Origin of the sequence: uncultured Lactobacillus sp., assembly GCF_947367085.1 — a bacterium.
In the GTDB taxonomy this organism is placed as follows: Bacteria; Bacillota; Bacilli; order Lactobacillales; family Lactobacillaceae; genus Lactobacillus.
On record NZ_CANBCP010000011.1, the window covers coordinates 25,268 to 43,963 of the forward strand.

Annotated in this window: 18 protein-coding genes; 2 read left to right on the forward strand and 16 right to left on the reverse strand. The window is 35.0% G+C overall.

Annotated features, from left to right (window positions below):
• Positions 1-80: 80 nt before the first annotated feature.
• The 6 genes from Q0Y70_RS03165 to Q0Y70_RS03190 all read right to left on the reverse strand — a co-directional run bounded on the left by Q0Y70_RS03165 (position 81) and on the right by Q0Y70_RS03190 (position 6,394).
• Entirely contained in the window at positions 81-1,844 is a 1,764-nt protein-coding gene (locus Q0Y70_RS03165; RefSeq protein WP_297816446.1) for an ABC transporter ATP-binding protein, read from the reverse strand.
• Positions 1,845-2,114: 270 nt separating this feature from the next.
• The gene (groL, locus tag Q0Y70_RS03170) at positions 2,115-3,746 is read right to left on the reverse strand and encodes a chaperonin GroEL (RefSeq protein WP_297816449.1); all 1,632 of its coding nucleotides are present in this window, start codon (positions 3,744-3,746) and stop codon (positions 2,115-2,117) included.
• Positions 3,747-3,777: 31 nt separating this feature from the next.
• Entirely contained in the window at positions 3,778-4,062 is a 285-nt protein-coding gene (gene groES / locus Q0Y70_RS03175) for a co-chaperone GroES (protein WP_008469769.1), read from the reverse strand.
• A 322-nt stretch (positions 4,063-4,384) separates the two neighbouring features.
• Positions 4,385-5,146, reverse strand: a complete 762-nt coding sequence (locus Q0Y70_RS03180) for a LiaF transmembrane domain-containing protein (protein WP_297816454.1) — start codon at positions 5,144-5,146, stop codon at positions 4,385-4,387.
• The gene (locus Q0Y70_RS03185; RefSeq protein WP_297816458.1) at positions 5,143-5,601 is read right to left on the reverse strand and encodes a LytTR family DNA-binding domain-containing protein; all 459 of its coding nucleotides are present in this window, start codon (positions 5,599-5,601) and stop codon (positions 5,143-5,145) included. The genes Q0Y70_RS03180 and Q0Y70_RS03185 overlap by 4 nt, the downstream gene beginning before the upstream one ends.
• A 154-nt stretch (positions 5,602-5,755) precedes the next feature.
• Positions 5,756-6,394, reverse strand: coding sequence for a redox-sensing transcriptional repressor Rex (locus tag Q0Y70_RS03190; RefSeq protein ID WP_297816462.1), 639 nt, complete (start codon positions 6,392-6,394; stop codon positions 5,756-5,758).
• Between the two features lie 198 nt (positions 6,395-6,592).
• Between Q0Y70_RS03190 and Q0Y70_RS03195 the strand changes: the two genes are divergently transcribed.
• Positions 6,593-8,521, forward strand: coding sequence for an ABC-F family ATP-binding cassette domain-containing protein (locus Q0Y70_RS03195; protein ID WP_297816465.1), 1,929 nt, complete (start codon positions 6,593-6,595; stop codon positions 8,519-8,521).
• Between the two features lie 44 nt (positions 8,522-8,565).
• Here the strand turns inward: Q0Y70_RS03195 and Q0Y70_RS03200 are convergent, their stop codons facing one another.
• The 6 genes from Q0Y70_RS03200 to Q0Y70_RS03225 form a co-directional block, all read right to left on the reverse strand.
• Positions 8,566-9,339: a LytTR family DNA-binding domain-containing protein gene (locus Q0Y70_RS03200; RefSeq protein ID WP_297816467.1), complete on the reverse strand. Its 774-nt coding sequence runs from the start codon at positions 9,337-9,339 to the stop codon at positions 8,566-8,568.
• Positions 9,317-10,585, reverse strand: coding sequence for a sensor histidine kinase (locus Q0Y70_RS03205; RefSeq protein ID WP_297816470.1), 1,269 nt, complete (start codon positions 10,583-10,585; stop codon positions 9,317-9,319). The genes Q0Y70_RS03200 and Q0Y70_RS03205 overlap by 23 nt, the downstream gene beginning before the upstream one ends.
• Positions 10,586-10,670: 85 nt before the next feature.
• On the reverse strand, positions 10,671-11,300 hold the full coding sequence (locus Q0Y70_RS03210; protein WP_297816473.1) for a hypothetical protein: 630 nt from the start codon (positions 11,298-11,300) through the stop codon (positions 10,671-10,673).
• A complete protein-coding gene (locus tag Q0Y70_RS03215; RefSeq protein ID WP_297816476.1) occupies positions 11,300-11,548 on the reverse strand; it encodes a hypothetical protein in 249 nt (82 codons plus the stop codon). The genes Q0Y70_RS03210 and Q0Y70_RS03215 overlap by 1 nt, the downstream gene beginning before the upstream one ends.
• 141 nt (positions 11,549-11,689) lie before the next feature.
• Positions 11,690-12,985, reverse strand: coding sequence for an adenylosuccinate lyase (purB, locus tag Q0Y70_RS03220; RefSeq protein ID WP_297816479.1), 1,296 nt, complete (start codon positions 12,983-12,985; stop codon positions 11,690-11,692).
• Positions 12,986-12,988: 3 nt separating this feature from the next.
• Positions 12,989-14,278, reverse strand: a complete 1,290-nt coding sequence (locus tag Q0Y70_RS03225; RefSeq protein WP_297816482.1) for an adenylosuccinate synthase — start codon at positions 14,276-14,278, stop codon at positions 12,989-12,991.
• 190 nt (positions 14,279-14,468) lie between these two features.
• Between Q0Y70_RS03225 and Q0Y70_RS03230 the strand changes: the two genes are divergently transcribed.
• On the forward strand, positions 14,469-15,461 hold the full coding sequence (locus tag Q0Y70_RS03230; protein ID WP_297816485.1) for a GMP reductase: 993 nt from the start codon (positions 14,469-14,471) through the stop codon (positions 15,459-15,461).
• Between the two features lie 59 nt (positions 15,462-15,520).
• Here the strand turns inward: Q0Y70_RS03230 and Q0Y70_RS03235 are convergent, their stop codons facing one another.
• From Q0Y70_RS03235 to tsaB, 4 genes are all read right to left on the reverse strand, one after another.
• Positions 15,521-16,231, reverse strand: coding sequence for a zinc ribbon domain-containing protein (locus Q0Y70_RS03235; protein ID WP_297816488.1), 711 nt, complete (start codon positions 16,229-16,231; stop codon positions 15,521-15,523).
• 125 nt (positions 16,232-16,356) lie between these two features.
• Complete coding sequence (gene tsaD / locus Q0Y70_RS03240) at positions 16,357-17,403, reverse strand: tRNA (adenosine(37)-N6)-threonylcarbamoyltransferase complex transferase subunit TsaD (protein ID WP_297816491.1); 1,047 nt, start codon at positions 17,401-17,403, stop codon at positions 16,357-16,359.
• Positions 17,400-17,960, reverse strand: a complete 561-nt coding sequence (rimI, locus tag Q0Y70_RS03245) for a ribosomal protein S18-alanine N-acetyltransferase (protein WP_297816539.1) — start codon at positions 17,958-17,960, stop codon at positions 17,400-17,402. The genes tsaD and rimI overlap by 4 nt, the downstream gene beginning before the upstream one ends.
• The gene (gene tsaB, locus Q0Y70_RS03250; RefSeq protein ID WP_297816494.1) at positions 17,944-18,675 is read right to left on the reverse strand and encodes a tRNA (adenosine(37)-N6)-threonylcarbamoyltransferase complex dimerization subunit type 1 TsaB; all 732 of its coding nucleotides are present in this window, start codon (positions 18,673-18,675) and stop codon (positions 17,944-17,946) included. Before tsaB ends, rimI begins: the two co-directional genes overlap by 17 nt.
• Between the last annotated feature and the right edge of the window lie 21 nt (positions 18,676-18,696).

Below are 18,696 nucleotides of genomic sequence, written 5' to 3' on the forward strand. Positions count from 1 at the left end.
TAAAAACTGCTGAAAAATGTTAACTCTTAGAAGGCAAAAAATTCTCCATGCTTAGTTGCATGAAGAATTTCACTTAAATACTAAATATATGCATTTTTCTGTAAGTTATACATTTCTTGATATTTCGAATTATTATTCAATAAATTAGCATGAGTATCAAAGCCGCTAACTTTTCCACTATCAAGAAAGAGTACTTTATCAGCAAACTTAACTGCAGATAAACGGTGGGTAACAAAGAAGATCGTCTTTTGATTGTTTTCTTTTAAAAACCGTTCATAAATTTCTGCTTCACTCTTGGCATCTAACGCTGCTGTGGGCTCGTCCAAAAATTCAATTTTTCCATTTGCATATAAGTCTCGTGCTAAAGCAATTTTTTGCCATTGACCACCAGATAAGTCAGTTCCCTTTTCAAAATCTTTAGCTAGAATCGTACTTAGTTGAAGATGACCATTGGCCAGCAAATTCTCTAGTCCTGCTGCTTTCAAAACATTATTTACACGATCTTTATTAAATGAATATCCTGTAATCACATTTTCTTTCAGTGTTAACTTAAATCTAGAAAAATCCTGAAAGGTAGCTGATAGATTTTTATGTAAGTTGGTAATCTTAAAATCTTTTAGACTATGATTATCAATCGAAACAGCTCCAGCAGTCGGATCGTAAAAACGCATGAGCAACTTTACTAAAGTAGACTTTCCCGATCCGTTTTCCCCAACAATTGCGATCTTTTCGCCTCTATTTACTGAAAAACTGACATTGTGTAAAACTTCATCATCAGAAAATGGATATGTAAATGAAAGGTCCTTAACTTCAATCTTCTTAAACTCATCGGGAAATTCCTGCCTTCCATTTTCAAAATTATCGTGATACTCAAGAAAATTAAAGTATTTTTCAATCCACAATAAAGAATCATAGAGCATACTGCTATCTTCGACTACTCGGGCCATACTTGTAGAAATATAGCCAATTATAGAAACAAACATTAACAAAACGCCAGCTTCTAAAGCGCCTATCCTTACTGAGTTAGCAAACCAATAAAAACCGTATCCAAACACTCCAACAGTTAAAAAAACAAATAATGAACTAACAGCAAGTTGCTTTTTACGAATTTGATTTACATCATTTTTAGTCTGTTCAAATAAGGTTGTATACTTTTCAATAATTTTAGGAAACATATTAAAAAGGCGAACTTCTTTTGCATCTCTACGATCTAACAACAAACTACTATAGTAATGTAAATATCTCGCATTCTTGCTTCTTTCCACCATTGTTTCAAATGATTGTTGTTGAATATGGTAGTAAGAAATACTTTGCGGCACCATTACAATTAATAATAAAAGTGCTAGCCACCAATTATAACGAGCCAAGTACACTAACATAAAAGCTAGAGTTAAAAATGACTGCAAAACTGATACTCCAAAAACAATTAGATTAACTGGACGCCAGCTTGCATCATCACGAAGCATTTGTAAATCATCGAAGTATTTACTGTCATCAAAAATACTGATCGATTGTAAATTTTCAGATTTTTTCATCAAGCTAATGTTAATAAAACCTGTTAGTTTATCAGTTAAAATTCCCTGCACCATTGTTGATAAAGATGGTAAAAACTGTTGAAACGCAGTCGCTACAATCCAGACAAGGATCATTTCCATAAAAGGAGAGTGATTCGTAACTTGATCAATTACCTTTTGTCCAGCTGCCACGGCAATTAACGGAACTGCCGCTTGCAACGGCGTCAATAATAAAACACAAGTTGCAACTAGCGGAGCTGATTTAAAAAACAAATGATAAGTCCTAGTTAATTCTATGAAGTACTGATTTACTCTTTTCAAATGATTCATTTTGTCCTCCTCGATGAACGGATTCAACAAAATGAATTTTAATTATTTTCCGCTCATCTATTATTTATTATCTTGTACATTTTGATGAGCGTTTAATACTACCGTTGGCATAATTTTATCCTCCTCACTTAATATTTTTATTAAATTATACTACACAAAATGATCTTTAGATTAAAATATATATAATACTTACACAAAAAAACTCCATGGTTAAAATCATGGAGTTTTTGATTAATCTTATTCAGTTCATAAATGTAATTACTCTCTAAATTACATTCCCATACCCATACCTGGGTTTGGAGCAGCTGGTGCAGCAGCCTTATTATCTTCAGGTTCATCTGCAACTACAGCTTCAGTAGTTAAGAGCAATGCAGCAATTGAAGCAGCATTTTGAAGTGCTGAACGAGTTACCTTAGTTGGATCGATGATACCAGCTTTAACCATATTTTCCCACTTGTCAGTTGCAGCGTTGTAACCAACTTCTGGATCTTCATGTTCTAAGTGGTCTAAGATAACTGAGCCATCTTTACCTGCGTTTTCAGCAATTTGACGTACAGGTGCACCTAATGCCTTCATCACAATGTTAACACCAGTTTGTGCATCTTCGCTGTCGCCTTCTACGTGACCGCTAATTGACTTCATAACATCAACTAATGCAGTACCACCACCAGCAACATAGCCTTCTTCAACAGCAGCACGCGTTGCGTTCAAGGCATCTTCGATTCTGTACTTTCTTTCTTTCAATTCAGTTTCAGTAGCAGCACCAACCTTGATGACAGCAACACCACCAGCAAGTTTTGCAAGACGTTCTTGTAATTTTTCACGATCAAAGTCAGAATCAGCTTCAGCAATTTGCTTCTTGATTTGATCTACACGTTCTGCAATAGCTTCTTTTGAGCCAGCACCTTCAACAATAGTAGTTGAGTCCTTGGTTACAGTAACCTTGCCAGCCTTACCTAATTGGTCAATCTTAGTGTCCTTTAATTCAAGACCTAAGTCTGAAGAAATTACAGTACCACCAGTTAAGATAGCAATATCTTCAAGCATTGCCTTACGACGATCACCAAAACCAGGAGCCTTAACAGCAACAACGTTGAAAGTACCACGAATCTTGTTCAAAACAAGAGTTGGAAGAGCTTCACCATCAACATCATCAGCAATGATTAACAAGCTCTTGCCTTGTTGAACGATTTCTTGTAACAATGGCAAGATATCTTGAATGTTAGAAATCTTCTTGTCAGTAATCAAGATGTAAGGGTTGTCCAAGTCTGCTTCCATCTTGTCGTTGTCAGTTACCATGTATTGTGATAAGTAACCACGATCAAATTGCATACCTTCAACTACTGATAATTCAGTATCAATACCCTTTGATTCTTCGATAGTAATAACACCATCGTGACCAACTTTTTCCATTGCGTCAGCGATCAAATTACCAACTTCTTTAGAAGCTGATGAAACTGAAGCAACTTGAGCAATTTCATCTTTAGTACTTACTTGATGACTGATCTTGTGTAATTCATCAACAGCAGCCTTAGTTGCAGTTTCAATACCGCGACGAATTCCAACTGGGTTTGCACCAGCAGTAACGTTCTTCATACCTTCACGAACGATTGCTTGAGTTAAAACAGTAGCAGTAGTGGTACCGTCACCAGCAATATCGTTAGTCTTTTGTGCAGCTTCAGCAACTAACTTAGCACCTAAGTTTTCGAAGTGATCTTTTAATTCAATGTTCTTAGCGATAGTTACACCGTCGTTAGTAATGTCAGGAGCTCCGTAGCTCTTTTCCAAAACAACATTTCTACCCTTAGGACCAAGTGTAGTCTTAACAGTATCTGCTAACTTGTCGACACCTTTTAATAATGAGTGTCTTGCATTTTCAGAAAATTTAATCTCTTTAGCCATATTTATGTGCCACCTTTTATTTCAAATTTTATTACTTAACGACTGCTAACAAATCGCTTTCACGAAGAACTAAGTACTTTTCGCCTTCGTATTTCAAATTAGTGCCAGAGTATTTGTCAAAAAATACAGTTTCACCTTTTGCTACAGACATAGGAATTAAGTCGCCATTTACATTACGCTTACCTTCACCTACAGCAATAATTTCGCCCATTTGAGGCTTTTCTTTTGCGTTAGAAGCCAGGACAATGCCCCCAACTTTTTCTTCTTCTTCGTCTTTAACTTTTACGATCACGCGATCACCGATTGGTTGTAACACGTTATGTCCCTCCTATTATTTATAATCAAATTAATTTTTAGCACTTTCACAAGCTAAGTGCTAACTTACAATTAAAATAGTAACCTGTTTAATAAATAAATGCAAGCATTTACACATAAAAATTAGCACCTTTCGATGAAAAGTGCTAATTTTTTGATTATTGATACTTAATTTAAAAAGTATAGCCCTTATTTCTGGGCCAAAATAAAAATAATAAAAATATCAAGCCTGCAACTAATTCCCAGACTAATGGATAATTCCAAGAAAATGCGATTGCTCCTATGTCATTAAGGGTATATCTAATGATGTAAATAATCAGCGATTATACATACTTTACCGTAATGTCGCCCATATTAGTGCGTCCTTGTAAAACAAAAGTTGGACCATCTGCTTGACTATCATTAGGCACATTAATATCGCCAAAACCAGAAGATAAGTTACTTCTAACCTTCCAATTCTTCGGAATATAAAAAGTTACGTCTCCCATTGAAACATCCACATTAGCATAAACCTTATCAGCACTTGTTTTAACATCATCTAAATAAACTTTAACATCCCCCATCGAGGTGTGAACATTAATTGAACGCAAATTATCTGAATGGATATATCGTGATACATCCCCCATCTTGGTCGAAATTACCACATTTTCACCATCGTCGGTTTGATAGTTCCCATTAATTTCGTCAGAATCTCCTGTGAAATCAGCTTTCAAATTCTTTAAATCCGACCAATTCATGTTTACTTTCTTGCCATTAATTACTACGTCCGGCTTAAAATTTCTCTTAAAAACCATGTTCAATCCAATCGAAATCAGTAAGCCAGCAAGCAAGATCGTCCAAGGAACAAGTCTTTGAATATGGAGCTCTTTAGCATAGATAATTAACAAAAATGCAATTGAAAATACAGTACCTGAGATGCTTTTATTCATAATTGCATAAATGCCGCCTACTGCAAAAACTACAGTCCATACAACTGACCAAAATCCGATATGTACTGAAACTAAATGCAACTGATCTAAAACTAAAAAAGCTGCTGCTAAAAGTAATGCCACTCCTAAAATAATTCTCTTACTATGTGCTCTCATTTTGATAGCCTTCTTTCTTCCAATCTTTGTCTTAACTCACGATAATAATGCCGCGAAACGTAAACCGATTTATAAGAACCATAAAATTCAACCTGACAATTGGAAATAGATCGCGTCAGGGAATAAATCTGATCTAAATTCAAAATAGTTGATTTAGATACACGCATGAATTGACCAACTAGCAATTTTTCTAATTCATATAACTTATATTTCACTAAAAAAGCTTGCTTAGTAGTATGGGCCATAACCTGCTTACTATCCGTTTCAAAAAATAAAATATCATTCATATTCAAATAATAAGCTTTATCGTCTAAATATCCTGCCAACTGATCGGGATGCTTAGAATTTTGCTGGAGCAGATGATAGATATGCTCGATTTCTGGTGTCAATTCTTTAGCACGGATAGTCACTTCAGTTCCATCTTGATTAGCATCTAATTCCAACTTTACTTTCACGTTTCTCACTTCCTTGAATTAGTTAATGATTATATTAAACATGATATTTACATTAAAATCTAGTTAAGCTAAGTAAGTGGTCGAAAATTTCTCCTAAGAGGCAAAAAAGCCCCCAGAGCAAAAACTCTGAGGACTTGAAAATCTTTTCTTTCTATTATTTATCTTTATCTGAATCCAAGAAATAAATCAATGTCTGCAATTCTGTTGCTAGATCGACATTTTGAACTCTCACATCAGCAGGTGCAGATAAACGCAGCGGCGTAAAGTTCATAATTCCCTTAATGCCTGCTTCAATCATTTCATCAGCAGTCTTTTGCGCAGCACTTTGAGGAACAGACAAGATCGCAATTGTAATTTGTTGTTCTTGAAGTTGCTTTTTCATTTCACTCATGTCGTATACTGGCACCCCACTCATAATCGTACCAGTAATTTCAGGATTGATATCAAAAGCAGCTGAAATTCTAATATTATTAGTACGCTTAAAATTATAATTCAAAAGCGCATGTCCCATATTACCAACACCAACTAGGGCAACATTAGTTAAAGTATCTTGATTCAAAATCTTCTTGAAAAAGTTAAGTAAATTCTTAACATCATATCCATATCCACGCTTTCCGAGTGCTCCAAAATACGAGAAGTCACGTCTAATAGAAGCTGAATCAACTTGGACTGCTTCGGATAATTCAGTAGATGAAACCTTCTCTTTGCCTTCATCATTTAAAAATATCAAATAGCGATAGTATAATGGTAATCTCTTGGCTGTTGCCTTTGGAATTTTTATTTCTTCGTTCATCTACATACCTCTTTTGCTCATTTGTGAATGTGAAATCTTTACTAATCAAATAAATAATACGCATGTTACAGGGATAAAATCAAGTACTATCTTTCACAAATTAGTAAAATAGTTAAACTTTTTATTATTTTTCACAAGATATCCGATATTTTGCCAGCAAAAGCCCTATGTTACAATATTTGCTAGGAGAAAAATATTATGATTATTGCACAAGGACAAAATCTCGAACAGCGCTTCGGCGCAAATACAATTTTTTCAGGAGTAAGCTTTTCTATTCCTGATAATGCTAGAATCGGCTTAGTTGGACCTAATGGTGCTGGGAAAACCACCTTATTAAAAATAATGACTGGCCAGCAAGAACCAACTAAAGGCGAATTTACCATTAATAAAGGACTCAAAGTTGGTTATATTGCCCAGGAAAATGGTCTTGATGAAGATAAAACAATTTGGGATGAAATGCTGACCGTTTTTGATAATCTAATTCAAAAAAACAAAAAGATCACCCACATGCAGCAAGAAATTGCCGATCATCCTGAAGATGCTGACCTACTTAAACGTTACGACCAAATGTCTTATGAATTTGAACAAGAAGGCGGCTTTACTTACCAGGCTGAAATCAAGAGTATTTTAAATGGTTTCAACTTTAAAGAGGCTACTTGGAATAAGGTAATTGCTACCTTATCTGGTGGAGAAAAGACGCGCTTGGCTTTTGTAAAACTACTTTTGCAAAAGCCACCACTACTATTGCTTGACGAACCGACTAACTATCTTGATTTGGACACTTTAGATTGGTTAGAAGCATTTTTGAAGAATTATCAAGGAGCAATCGTGACGGTCTCTCACGACCAGTACTTCTTAGATCATTTGGCAAATCAAATTTTTGAACTAGACTTTGGTAAATTAACTACTTTCAAAGGTAACTACACGCAGTATACAAAAGAACGTGAGTTAATGAATACTCAACAAGAAGCCGCTTATGAAAAACAGCAAGAACAAATCAAAAAAGATGAAGAATTTATCCAAAAGAATTTGGTCCGTGCAACAACTACTAAGCGTGCTCAAAGCCGGCGCAAGCGATTAGAAAAAATGGAGCGAATAACTCCGCCTAAGCACAAGTCAAAAGTCAGAATCCATTTTTCAAGTGATCACCCTTCTGGTAAAGAAGTTCTGATCTTAAAGGATTTAACGATTGGTTATCCTGATAAGACAATGGTTTCTGATATTAATTTCCAGGTAAATAAAAATGACCGCGTCGCAATTATTGGACCTAACGGGATTGGAAAGTCGACCCTGCTTAAGACCGTGATGAAGCAGCTTAAACCTAAAGAAGGTTCAATAAAGTATGGGGCAAGCCTTGAGATCGGTTATTACGATCAAGAACTTCAAGGCCTTGATCCCTCTAAGACAGTGCTTGATACCATTTGGGATCGCCACAAGACAATGCCTGAAAAAGACGTCCGCTCTATCTTAGCTAGTTTCTTATTTACTGCTAAAGATATCGATAAGACAGTGGGTCAATTATCTGGTGGACAAAAAGCTCGTCTAACGCTAACAGTGTTATCTCTAGAACATGATAACTTCTTGTTAATGGACGAACCTACTAACCACTTAGACATCGAAGCTAAAGAAGTTCTCGAAAATGCCTTATCAGATTATGATGGTACGCTTTTATTTGTTTCTCACGACCGTTACTTCATCAATCAATTAGCTAATAAGATTGTTGTTGTTGAGGATGGCCACGCTAAGATCTATGAAGGTAATTATTCATACTACTTAGACGAAAAAGCTAAGCAAGCTAGTGCCGCGCAAGAAAATACTAATGAAGACAAGTCTGCTCCAACTTCAACTAGTGCTGAAAATAAGGGTAAGCTTTCTTACCAGGAGCAAAAAGCACGCGATTCTCAAAAACGTAAATTAGAGCGTGCAGTTACAGATAGTGAAAAAGAGATCGAAGATTTAGAAAATCAAGAAAAAGAAATTCAAGAAGAAATGGCCAATCCAGAGATTGCTGCTTCTTTTGAAAAGCTTGGACCTCTTCAAGAAAAACTATCTGCTGTTCAAGAAAAGCTGAATAAGTCAAATGAGGCCTGGGAAAAGGCAATTGAGGAACTAGATAATTTTGAATAAAAGAAAAAAGCTCCGCCGGCTGAAATAATCAGCTTGCGGAGCTTTTATTTTGCATTAAAAAATTGTTTTATTTTTCTTTTGGCACTAAAAGCAAATTGAATTTTTTCATCTGTGGGAAAAATAAGGATTCGCTTTTTAAGATCAACCCTTACAACATTATCCATATTCACCAAGTAAGATTGCGATACTTTTATTAAAGATGGAATCTCAGTTTGGATATTTTTAATATCACCAGTAAATTCCCCAATATCATTTTTAGCCACAACTTTTAAGCGATGTGGAAAAGGCGTGGTAGAAATATAGTAAATATCATTACAGTTTATCCGATAAAAATTAGTGCCCACTTGATAAGTAAATAAGTTTGCTTTACTTTCATCAGCTTCTTCTAATTTATGCCATGCTTTTTCTAAATCACGGGTTATTTTGGATTGAATTTTATCTTCTTCGTCATTTTTCACAATATAATCAAGTGCTTCAATTTGACGTTCGAATGTCATCAGAGCTAATTCATCATGTGTGGTCACAAAGATAATCTGGGCATCTTTTTGCCGCTTTCTAATTAAATTAGCTAGCTCAATACCATTTGCATCCTTTAAATCATCACTTAATTGAATATCCAAGAAATAAATATCACTTAATTCACCAGCATTAATAACTTTACTAGCTTCCTCATAAGAGTAAAAATTATTGTTTATTTCAAAATTGCTGTGTCTGTCAGACAAGAACATACAAGATTTTTTGATCATTTGAGTTAAGTGCTCATTTTGAGATTTGTCATCTTCACAAATACCAATCTTATACGTTTTCACTTGATTCATCCCCTACTATATTCAAGCTAAAAATAAACCAATCTTGTTTAACTTGATAATTAATAAACAAATTAGGATATTTCTGCTTGATTTGCTCTATATTAGACAGCCCTAAACCTTGATGATTCTCTTTTGTTGAAACGCCAGCCTTCTTAATTTCTGATATTTTAACTTTGTCTTGCATTTTATTTTCAATTTCAAAGCTAAAAGAATGCTTATCTTGAAACATATATGCTTTTATTTCACCTTCTGGATTATTTTTACTTGCCTCGATTGCATTATCAAAGACAATTCCAAGAATTCTACTTAAATCAAAAGGATCAATTAATTCACTCAAGTTATCAATAACCGTAGTGCACTCAAATCTAAAACTTATTTGATCTTTCTTAATTTCATTTATCTTGCTAATGAGTAAGCTCTTGATTTGTAAATTTTTGATTCTTGTTAGGTCTTTAAATTTTTCAAAGCTGCCTGAATCAAGCTCAGTTTTTGAATAATTATCTAGTTTTTTTAGTAAATCGCTAGTATTATCCGATTTTGCTGCGCTACGTAAACTTAGCAGCAGATTTTGATAGTCATGCTTAAAACGTCGCAGTCTTTCTTCACTATATTCTAGATTTTGCAGATACACTTCAAGATTTCTTTCTCTTTCTTGCTCCAGTTCATTTTTTAAGTTTCGTTCAAAAATTTTATTTTGAACATTAAAAGCATAGATCATGAACAAAAACTGAATGAACAAAAGTAAACCCGTAATCAAGATCCCTGTCATATCTTGATCAGCTCGCATAATTACTAATCCAATTACATGAAGCGCTATGAAAGCATAAGCAATTAACCCTAAAAGCAGATAATTATTTTTCCTCGCAAATAACTGATACAATTTTAGTTTTTCAGTTAAAACATAAACTAGGCCAAAATAAATTAAGGTTATCGGTACTAAATAAACTGCAACTGCCGGAGCCAACATAATAATCAATCTTAAAAATAGATCTGCTGCATAAGTTAACAAACTAGCAAACAAAATTGTACTAATTGTTTTAATTAGATTTTGTTTTCTCGCATATAGACAGACTACTAATACTAAGAAAACCACTTGGCTCAATAAAAAATCTGGAATAATTAAACTGACTCCTAAGATCAATATAATTTTTAGGATGTCTTTTGACTGCAGCTTATACTCATTCAATCTATAAAAAAGTAATAATTGATATGCAGCTGAGAAAAAATACAGCAAATATGTGAAAATTAGAAACATGTGCACTATTCCTTCTAAAAGATATATTTAGAATATCATGCCATTAGATAAGAAAAAAGAGGATGAATTTGACACCCCCTTTTCCTTACCATGTACCAAATGAAGGTACAAAAGCCCAATTAATATCCATATAAATCCTGCTATGTTTGTGGGAATTATTATAAGATTCTAACTGCCAAGCTAATCCCTTGTAATAAAGAGAGCCAGCTGTTTCAATCTTATATTTAGTTACATGACCGATAAGACCAAGAACATCTTGAAAATGCCGATATTTATTTACAGTATAAGCAACTGCTGCATTTGAACTATAGTACGATCTTTGTCCCCACCAGAACCATTTAGCTTGTAATCCAGGTCTTATGCTAAAGGCGCCTTGAACAAACATAGTATATGGGCTATATTGAACAATCTCTTTGGTTTCTGGATCGATTATGAGACGATTCTTCTTAATCCCACTATTTACATTTGCTATTTGCTGTTGAGCCAAACGAACTTTATTGAGAGGAATATTAGCATTTTCTGGAACTCGTAAGACAAATTCATTGTTTTCTACGGTAACATACTGATCAATCTCATGAATATCTGTTTGTGATAGTGCATTGCTAGATACTGATTGATTTGAGGAAGAAACAGTAGCCGCTTGAACAGGTTTCGTATCAATTATTGCAAAAGATAGACTAGCAAGCCCGACTATAATATATTTTTGTATTTTCATTATTTATCCCTTCTTTTCCTAACTCCAAATACAATCAAAAATATCAAACCAAAAACAAAACTATAAAAACTTACTGCATACATTGCCAAATCCCAATTCTCTTTTGAAAAATAAACCGAGATAAAATTGATAATTGCTAATCCAATAAATGCTATTGCCAAAACTAGCCATATTCTGTAGGGATGATTTTTGCTTATTAGTAAACCAATCCCAATGATTGCAGCCAATACTACTAAATCTATAATCATTTTTTGACCTCCATTTTTGATTTCATAATCACTATATCTTTTTGAGGCCTATATTTGCTATTAACTTCAAATTCGTTAGTTTTTTATTCAAATCCATTAAATAGAAAAAAGCTCCGCAAGCCACTAGCTTACGGAGTTTATTTAATCTAAACCACATTTTTTGAAAATTTCATCCACATGGCGCAAGTGATAATGATAATCAAAGGCATCATCAATGTCTTCTTTTGAAAGATAATTCATAATCTCACTGTTTTCCACAAGTGGACGGAATTGTTTTTGCTCGTTCCAAGATTCAGCAGTTAACTTTTGTACCATATCATAGGCTTTTTCACGCGATAAGCCCGCTTCATCAATTAGCTTTAACAACACTCTTTGTGAATAAATCAAACCATAAGTACGATCCATATTCTTGAGCATTGTTTCAGGGAAAACATCCAAATTAGTCAAAATTCTATTAAAGCGATGAAGCATATAGTCAACCGCAATTGTTGAATCAGGCAAAATAACACGCTCGGCACTAGAATGCGAAATATCACGTTCATGCCAAAGAGCCACATCTTCATAAGCTGCCACAATATGACCACGGACGACTCTAGCCATTCCACATAAGTTTTCTGAGCCAATTGGATTACGTTTATGAGGCATTGCTGAAGAGCCTTTTTGTCCAGCTCTGAAGTGTTCTTCAACTTCATGAATTTCACTACGCTGCAAGCCACGAATTTCTGTGGCCCAATTTTCAATACTAGTAGCGATTAAAGCAAGCATAGCAATATATTCAGCATGTAAGTCACGTGGTAAGACTTGACTTGTAATTGGTTGCTGAGTTAAGCCCAGTTGCTTCATGACACTAGTTTCAACTTCTGGTGGGACATTTGCAAAAGTACCAACAGCACCAGAAATCTTACCAGATTCCACACCTTTTGCTGCATGTTCGAAACGTTCAATATCGCGATTAATTTCGGCATACCAACGAGCCAATTTCAAGCCAAAAGTAGTAGGTTCAGCTTGCACCCCATGAGTGCGTCCCATTTCTACAGTGTATTTATATTTTCTAGCTTTTTCAGCAATCGTCTTTTTTAATTCGTGTAAATCTTGACGAATAATTTCATCAGCTTGCTTAAGCAGCACTCCTTGGGCAGTATCTACCACATCAGTTGAAGTCAGGCCAAAGTGAACCCACTTTTTTTCATCGCCTAAGCTTTCAGAAACAGTTCTAGTAAAAGCTACTACATCGTGGTGAGTCACTGCTTCAAGTTCAGCTACACGCTCAGCAGTAAAACTCGCATTTTTAGCAATTTTTTCTGCATCTTGCTTTGGCACCTCACCTAATTGCGCCCAAGCATTAGTGGCTGCAATTTCAACTTTTAGCCAAGCTGCATATTTATTTTCATCTGTCCAAACTTTGCCCATTTCAGGACGAGTATAACGTTCAAGCATAAATTACATTTCCCATGGATTTCTTAAAACGATAGTTTGCTCTCTATCAGGACCTACTGAAACGGTTACTAGAGGAAGACCTGTAACTTCTTCGATTCTAGCTAAGAATTTCTTAGCATTTTCTGGTAAGTCTTCGTATTTCTTAACCTGGGTAATATCTTCCTCCCAAGCAGGTAACTCTTCATAAACAGGCTTACATCTATATAATTCCTTTAAACTTGCTGGATAATAGTCAATCTTTTGACCATCTAATTCATAAGCAGTCGCAATTTTAACTGAATCAAAGCCTGAGAAAATATCAAGCAAGTTCAAACTCAAGCCATTGATTCCAGCTACGCGGTTTGCGTGACGAAGAGCAACAGAATCAAACCAGCCAACTCTTCTCGGACGTCCAGTAACAGTACCATATTCATGAGCAGTTTCACGAATTCTATCGCCGACTTCATCTAATAATTCAGTAGGAAATGGACCTGCACCAACACGTGTTGTGTAAGCCTTACATACTCCAATTACAGTGTTGAGACGGTTAGCGCCCATCCCGATTCCAGAAGCAATTCCGCCAGAGATAGTATTAGATGATGTAACAAATGGATAAGTACCCTCGTCAATATCAAGCATTACGCCTTGTGCACCTTCAAACAGAACTTTTTCATCATTATCAAGTGCATCGTTAACTAGGACTGAAGTATCAGTGACATACTTTTTCATCTTTTGACCAAATTCATAATACTTATCAAAGATGTCTTCGAATTTTAAGGCAGGTTTGCCATAAACTTTAGTAAATAATTCGTTTTTAACTTTTAAGTTAGCACGCAATTTTTCTTCAAAAGTGTCTTTTTCAAGCAAATCACACACGCGAATACCAATTCTAGAAGCCTTATCCATGTAAGTTGGACCGATACCATTTTTTGTAGTACCGATCTTGTTAGCCCCTTTGGCTTCTTCTTGATATTCATCTTGCTTAATATCGTAAGGCATGATGATGTGAGCACGGTTAGAAATTCTGAGCTTGCTAGTATCAATCCCGTTTTTTTCTAAGTTATCTAGTTCTTCAAACATAACTTCAGGATTGATAACGACACCATTACCAATAACTGCACCTTTTGAAGCTGCAAAAATTCCTGAAGGAATCAAGCGCATCTTGAAGTCTTTTCCATCAATTTCAATAGTATGCCCTGCGTTGTTCCCACCATTAGAACGAACTGCCATTGTGGCATCTTTACTCAAAAAGTCAGTAATCTTTCCTTTACCTTCATCGCCCCATTGGCTTCCTACAACTGCAACTGCTGTCATTTAAGTTCACCTCATAAAAATTAAAAAATCTCAAAACCGAAATCTAGTTTAACAATCCAAACTATGTAAGTCAATCATTTTCCGAACATTTTTAATATTCATTCCATGCAAAGTTCAACTTTATTCTTGACTTTTACTATTTTTACCCGTATATTAGCCTTTGTGATTTACAAATAGCGAGGTATTAAATTTGAGTAACTATTTCAGTATGGAAGCATTTGATTACGATGATATTCAACTAGTTCCAAATAAATGTATCATTAAAAGCCGAAGTGAAGCGGATACTAGTGTAAAATTTGGAAACCGAACATTTAAGATTCCTGTTGTGCCTGCCAATATGGAAAGTGTCATTGATGAAAACTTGGCTATCTGGCTGGCACAAAATGATTACTACTATGTAATGCACCGTTTTTATCCAGAAAAAAGAGCTGATTTTATTAAAATGATGCATGAAAAAGGCTTATTTGCTTCAATTTCAGTTGGAATTAAAGATAGTGAATATGACTTTATTGACTCTTTAGCAAGCCAAAACTTGGTACCTGAATATATTACGATTGATGTAGCTCATGGACATTCTGATTTTGTAATCAAGATGATTAAATACATCAAAGATAAGTTGCCAGATTCATTTTTAACAGCAGGTAATATTGCGACTCCTGAAGCAGTTCGTGAATTAGAAAATGCCGGTGCTGATGCAACTAAAGTTGGAGTCGGTCCTGGAAGAGCCTGCATCACAAAGCTCAAGACTGGTTTTGGAACTGGTGGTTGGCAATTAGCAGCACTTAGAATGTGTTCAAAAGCGGCAAGCAAGCCATTAATTGCAGATGGTGGAATCCGCCACAATGGTGATATTGCTAAGTCAATAAGATTTGGTGCAAGTATGGTGATGATCGGATCCCTTTTTGCAGGACATGAAGAGTCTCCTGGTAACATCATTAAAATTGACGGTAAGACTTACAAACAATACTGGGGTTCAGCTTCTGAAGTTCAAAAAGGAGCTTATCGCAATGTTGAAGGTAAGCAAATGCTCGTGCCATATCGTGATTCAATTAAAGATACTTTGCAAGAAATGCAAGAGGATTTACAATCTTCGATTTCTTATGCTGGTGGTAAAGATTTAAACTCTATTAGATTAGTTGACTATGTGATTGTTAAATCTTCCATCATGGATGGCGATAAATAAAGAACAAAAAATCTCACTGTTTTTTAAGCAGTGAGATTTTTGTTATGTCTTAAGTCAATTTAAAAGTTAACGATTACTCTAAATAGTGCAAATACTAATGCATAAGCAATTGCCAAAGATGCACTGTAAATTACTGCCCCATAGAACGGATCATGTATTACAGGCTCATTATCAGGATTTCCACGTAATGCTACAACAAATGAGCCTATGCTAAACAGTGCACAATATAGCATAAATAAGTTATAGCCACAGCTAATAATTCCTGAATTTACAGTAAATAATAAACAAATAAAGGCGATCACTGAAACAATAGTGTTGCAATTACTTGCTTGTGTGACACGGTTTACGTAGTACCAAAAGTTTCTTACAGTACCAAAAATAAATAAATGTCCGACCATCGAACACAAAATTGATACTACTTGGAATAATAGTAATAGTACAATCAAGCCAAACACTAAGTTAGTTATTTGAGCACCAAATAAACCAAAAATATGAATTCCAAATAAGGCATTCGCTAAAGAAGAGCCAGCAATTGCCATACCAATAAATAGCAAGGCATCTTCCCAAAGTAAGGTGATAATCCCATACCAAGGAGCAGCATCATCAGTACTATACATTGGATAACGCCATGATCTATAGATCCATTTCCAATAACCAATTTGCTGTGCAGCTAGCGGACTTGTTTCAACTTTACTAAGGTCTTCTCCACAATTTGAACAAAACTTTGCATTTTCAGGCATCTTTTGCCCACAATTTGGACATTTTTTCATTGTTCTTACCTCCTCATCATTCCTATAACATGTACCTTTATTATACCAAGTAGCCAGTTAAACAATAAATAATAGCCCTTATAGCACAAAAAAAGCGTTAGACCATTCGATCTAACGCTTAATTCTTAATTCAACATATTATCTGCATATGGTAATTCTAATGATGGATCAGCATTCAAATGCTCATCGCTAAATTTACCTGCATTATATAAATTATAGGCAGCTGCCCCAATCATAGCAGCGTTATCGCCACATAATTTAAGATCAGGCAAAATTACTTTTGGTTTAATACTTGCTGGTAATTTTTCAATTTCTTGATCTAAACGCTCACGTAGTCCGTGATTAGCAGCTACTCCTCCACCCAAGATAAAAGTTTTAGGTTGATATTCTTTAATAGCTCTAATTGTCTTATGACTTAAAACATCAACAACTGAAGCTTGAAAGCTTGCTGCTAAATCATACTTATTGAGCTTTTCATGGATTTGATCAGCATGATGACAAGTATTAATAAATGCACTCTTAAGGCCAGAAAATGAAAAGTCGTAATCATCATCTTCCATCATTGCTCGTGGAAAATGAAAAGTATCTTTTCCCTTATGTGCCCATTCATCAATAGTTTTTCCTGCTGGATAATTTACTCCTAACACACGACCTATCTTATCATAAGCTTCTCCAGCTGCGTCGTCACGCGTATCACCGATAATTTCAAAATGAATTGGATCGTGCATTAAAACAATTTCAGTATGCCCTCCTGAAACTTGAAGAGCCAAGGCTGGGTACTTAATTTCATCTTTAAGTTGCGCTGCCATAATGTGTCCCATAATATGATCAACACCAATTAAGGGAATTCCAGTAGCCATAGATGCAGCTTTAGCTGCACTTACTCCAATAAGTAATGCACCAACTAATCCTGGACCATATGTTACCGCAATTGCATCAATATCATTCCAAGTAACATTAGCTTGCTCTAAAGCTTCTTTAGTAATCTGAGTAATTACTTCAATGTGGTGGCGACTAGCAACTTCTGGTACCACTCCACCAAAGCGTTGATGACTTTTAATTTGAGTAGCCACAATTAGGCTTTCAATTTCTCGTCCGTTCTTAATTACAGCAGTTGAGGTTTCATCACATGAACTTTCAAATGCTAAAATTCGTACATCTTTTTTCGTCACTTTATAAATTCCTTCTTTTTAATATCGGACATTTTTAAAATCATGCTTAATGCATCAGCATGTTCAGTTATATAGTAATTTTTTCTAACAAAATTAGGCTTGAATCCCAATTTTGTATAAACGCCCTTGGCTTGTTCATTATCGGTTCGAACTTCTAATGTCATTTGCACAGCATTATTTTTTTGTGCTAGTTGGATCATCAACTTTAACAAAAATGTTCCAATTCCTTGATGCTGATAAGCGGGCTTGACTGCAATATTGGTAATATGCCCTTCTTGAGCTTGCAAGCGCATCCCAATAAAGGCAACCAAAGTCGAACCTTCATAAACCACTAAATAAATGGAATTACTATGCTTTTGAAGTTCATTTTTAAAAGAAAACTTATTCCAAGGAGTTCTTCCTGAATAAACTTCTTGCTCCAGCACCAATAAATCTGAAATGTTTTCGTCACTTGCCTTCATAATCTGCAGAGTCTGACTATTTATTCGAAGAGCAAATGGCGTAAAGGATAGGTCAATCTTTTCCGGATGAAAAAAATAATTAAACTTCTTCCACATAGTCGCTATCAGATCCATAAGCTTTACCTGTCTTTTTATGCCAATCTAATTCAGCTTGTGTTCTACGTAAATATTTTGGAATCATTTTATCTGGATCAACGGGTTTCTCATGTAAGGCGAGAAGACCAATATTTTTAGCAGAAACTTGATTTGCTTGTTTACTTTGAGCAAAATTGTCGCTAGCTAATAGTTCATGGATTTCGTCAGTATATTTATCAATAGCACTACCGACAAAGATTATCTTTTGATTATTAGCGACACTTTTTGTTTGCTTCATCAATTCATCAATATGATAATGCCCATCTTCAACTAAATTCTTAACTTGGCCATTTTCTTTAATATAGACGCCCGCAAAGAAATTTTTATTTCTTGCATCAAGCTCTGCGACAATTACACCATCTTCTTGCACACCTTCAGCTAAAGCTGCTAGTGTAGAAACTCCTACTAATTCTTTATTTAAAATCGAACTAAACATTTTAGCAGTAGTGATGCCAATTCTAAGTCCCGTATATGAGCCCGGTCCCTGAGCAACCGCAAAACGATCAATATCTTTTAAGGTTAAATTATTTTCTTTTAAAATTTGACTAATCATAGGATCCAAATGTTCACTATGATTTCTTTGATCTTCTTCATTTTTTTCAGCGATTAGTTTAGTATCATCACTTATTGCAACACTTAAATGATTAGTTGCAGTTGTCATACTTAAGATCTTCATTAAGATTTTCCCTTTACAAAT

Excerpts from the sequence above, each read along its gene's own strand:
- rimI (WP_297816539.1), bottom strand. The coding sequence starts at position 17,960 with ATGTGGAAGAAGTTTAATTATTTTTTTCATCCGGAAAAGATTGACCTA.
- Q0Y70_RS03190 (WP_297816462.1), bottom strand. The coding sequence starts at position 6,394 with ATGAACGAAGAAATAAAAATTCCAAAGGCAACAGCCAAGAGATTACCA.
- Q0Y70_RS03195 (WP_297816465.1), top strand. The coding sequence starts at position 6,593 with ATGATTATTGCACAAGGACAAAATCTCGAACAGCGCTTCGGCGCAAAT.
- tsaB (WP_297816494.1), bottom strand. The coding sequence starts at position 18,675 with ATGAAGATCTTAAGTATGACAACTGCAACTAATCATTTAAGTGTTGCA.
- Q0Y70_RS03205 (WP_297816470.1), bottom strand. The coding sequence starts at position 10,585 with ATGTTTCTAATTTTCACATATTTGCTGTATTTTTTCTCAGCTGCATAT.
- Q0Y70_RS03200 (WP_297816467.1), bottom strand. The coding sequence starts at position 9,339 with ATGAATCAAGTGAAAACGTATAAGATTGGTATTTGTGAAGATGACAAA.
- groL (WP_297816449.1), bottom strand. The coding sequence starts at position 3,746 with ATGGCTAAAGAGATTAAATTTTCTGAAAATGCAAGACACTCATTATTA.
- Q0Y70_RS03215 (WP_297816476.1), bottom strand. The coding sequence starts at position 11,548 with ATGATTATAGATTTAGTAGTATTGGCTGCAATCATTGGGATTGGTTTA.
- Q0Y70_RS03180 (WP_297816454.1), bottom strand. The coding sequence starts at position 5,146 with ATGAGAGCACATAGTAAGAGAATTATTTTAGGAGTGGCATTACTTTTA.
- Q0Y70_RS03235 (WP_297816488.1), bottom strand. The coding sequence starts at position 16,231 with ATGAAAAAATGTCCAAATTGTGGGCAAAAGATGCCTGAAAATGCAAAG.
- purB (WP_297816479.1), bottom strand. The coding sequence starts at position 12,985 with ATGCTTGAACGTTATACTCGTCCTGAAATGGGCAAAGTTTGGACAGAT.
- Q0Y70_RS03225 (WP_297816482.1), bottom strand. The coding sequence starts at position 14,278 with ATGACAGCAGTTGCAGTTGTAGGAAGCCAATGGGGCGATGAAGGTAAA.
- Q0Y70_RS03210 (WP_297816473.1), bottom strand. The coding sequence starts at position 11,300 with ATGAAAATACAAAAATATATTATAGTCGGGCTTGCTAGTCTATCTTTT.
- Q0Y70_RS03165 (WP_297816446.1), bottom strand. The coding sequence starts at position 1,844 with ATGAATCATTTGAAAAGAGTAAATCAGTACTTCATAGAATTAACTAGG.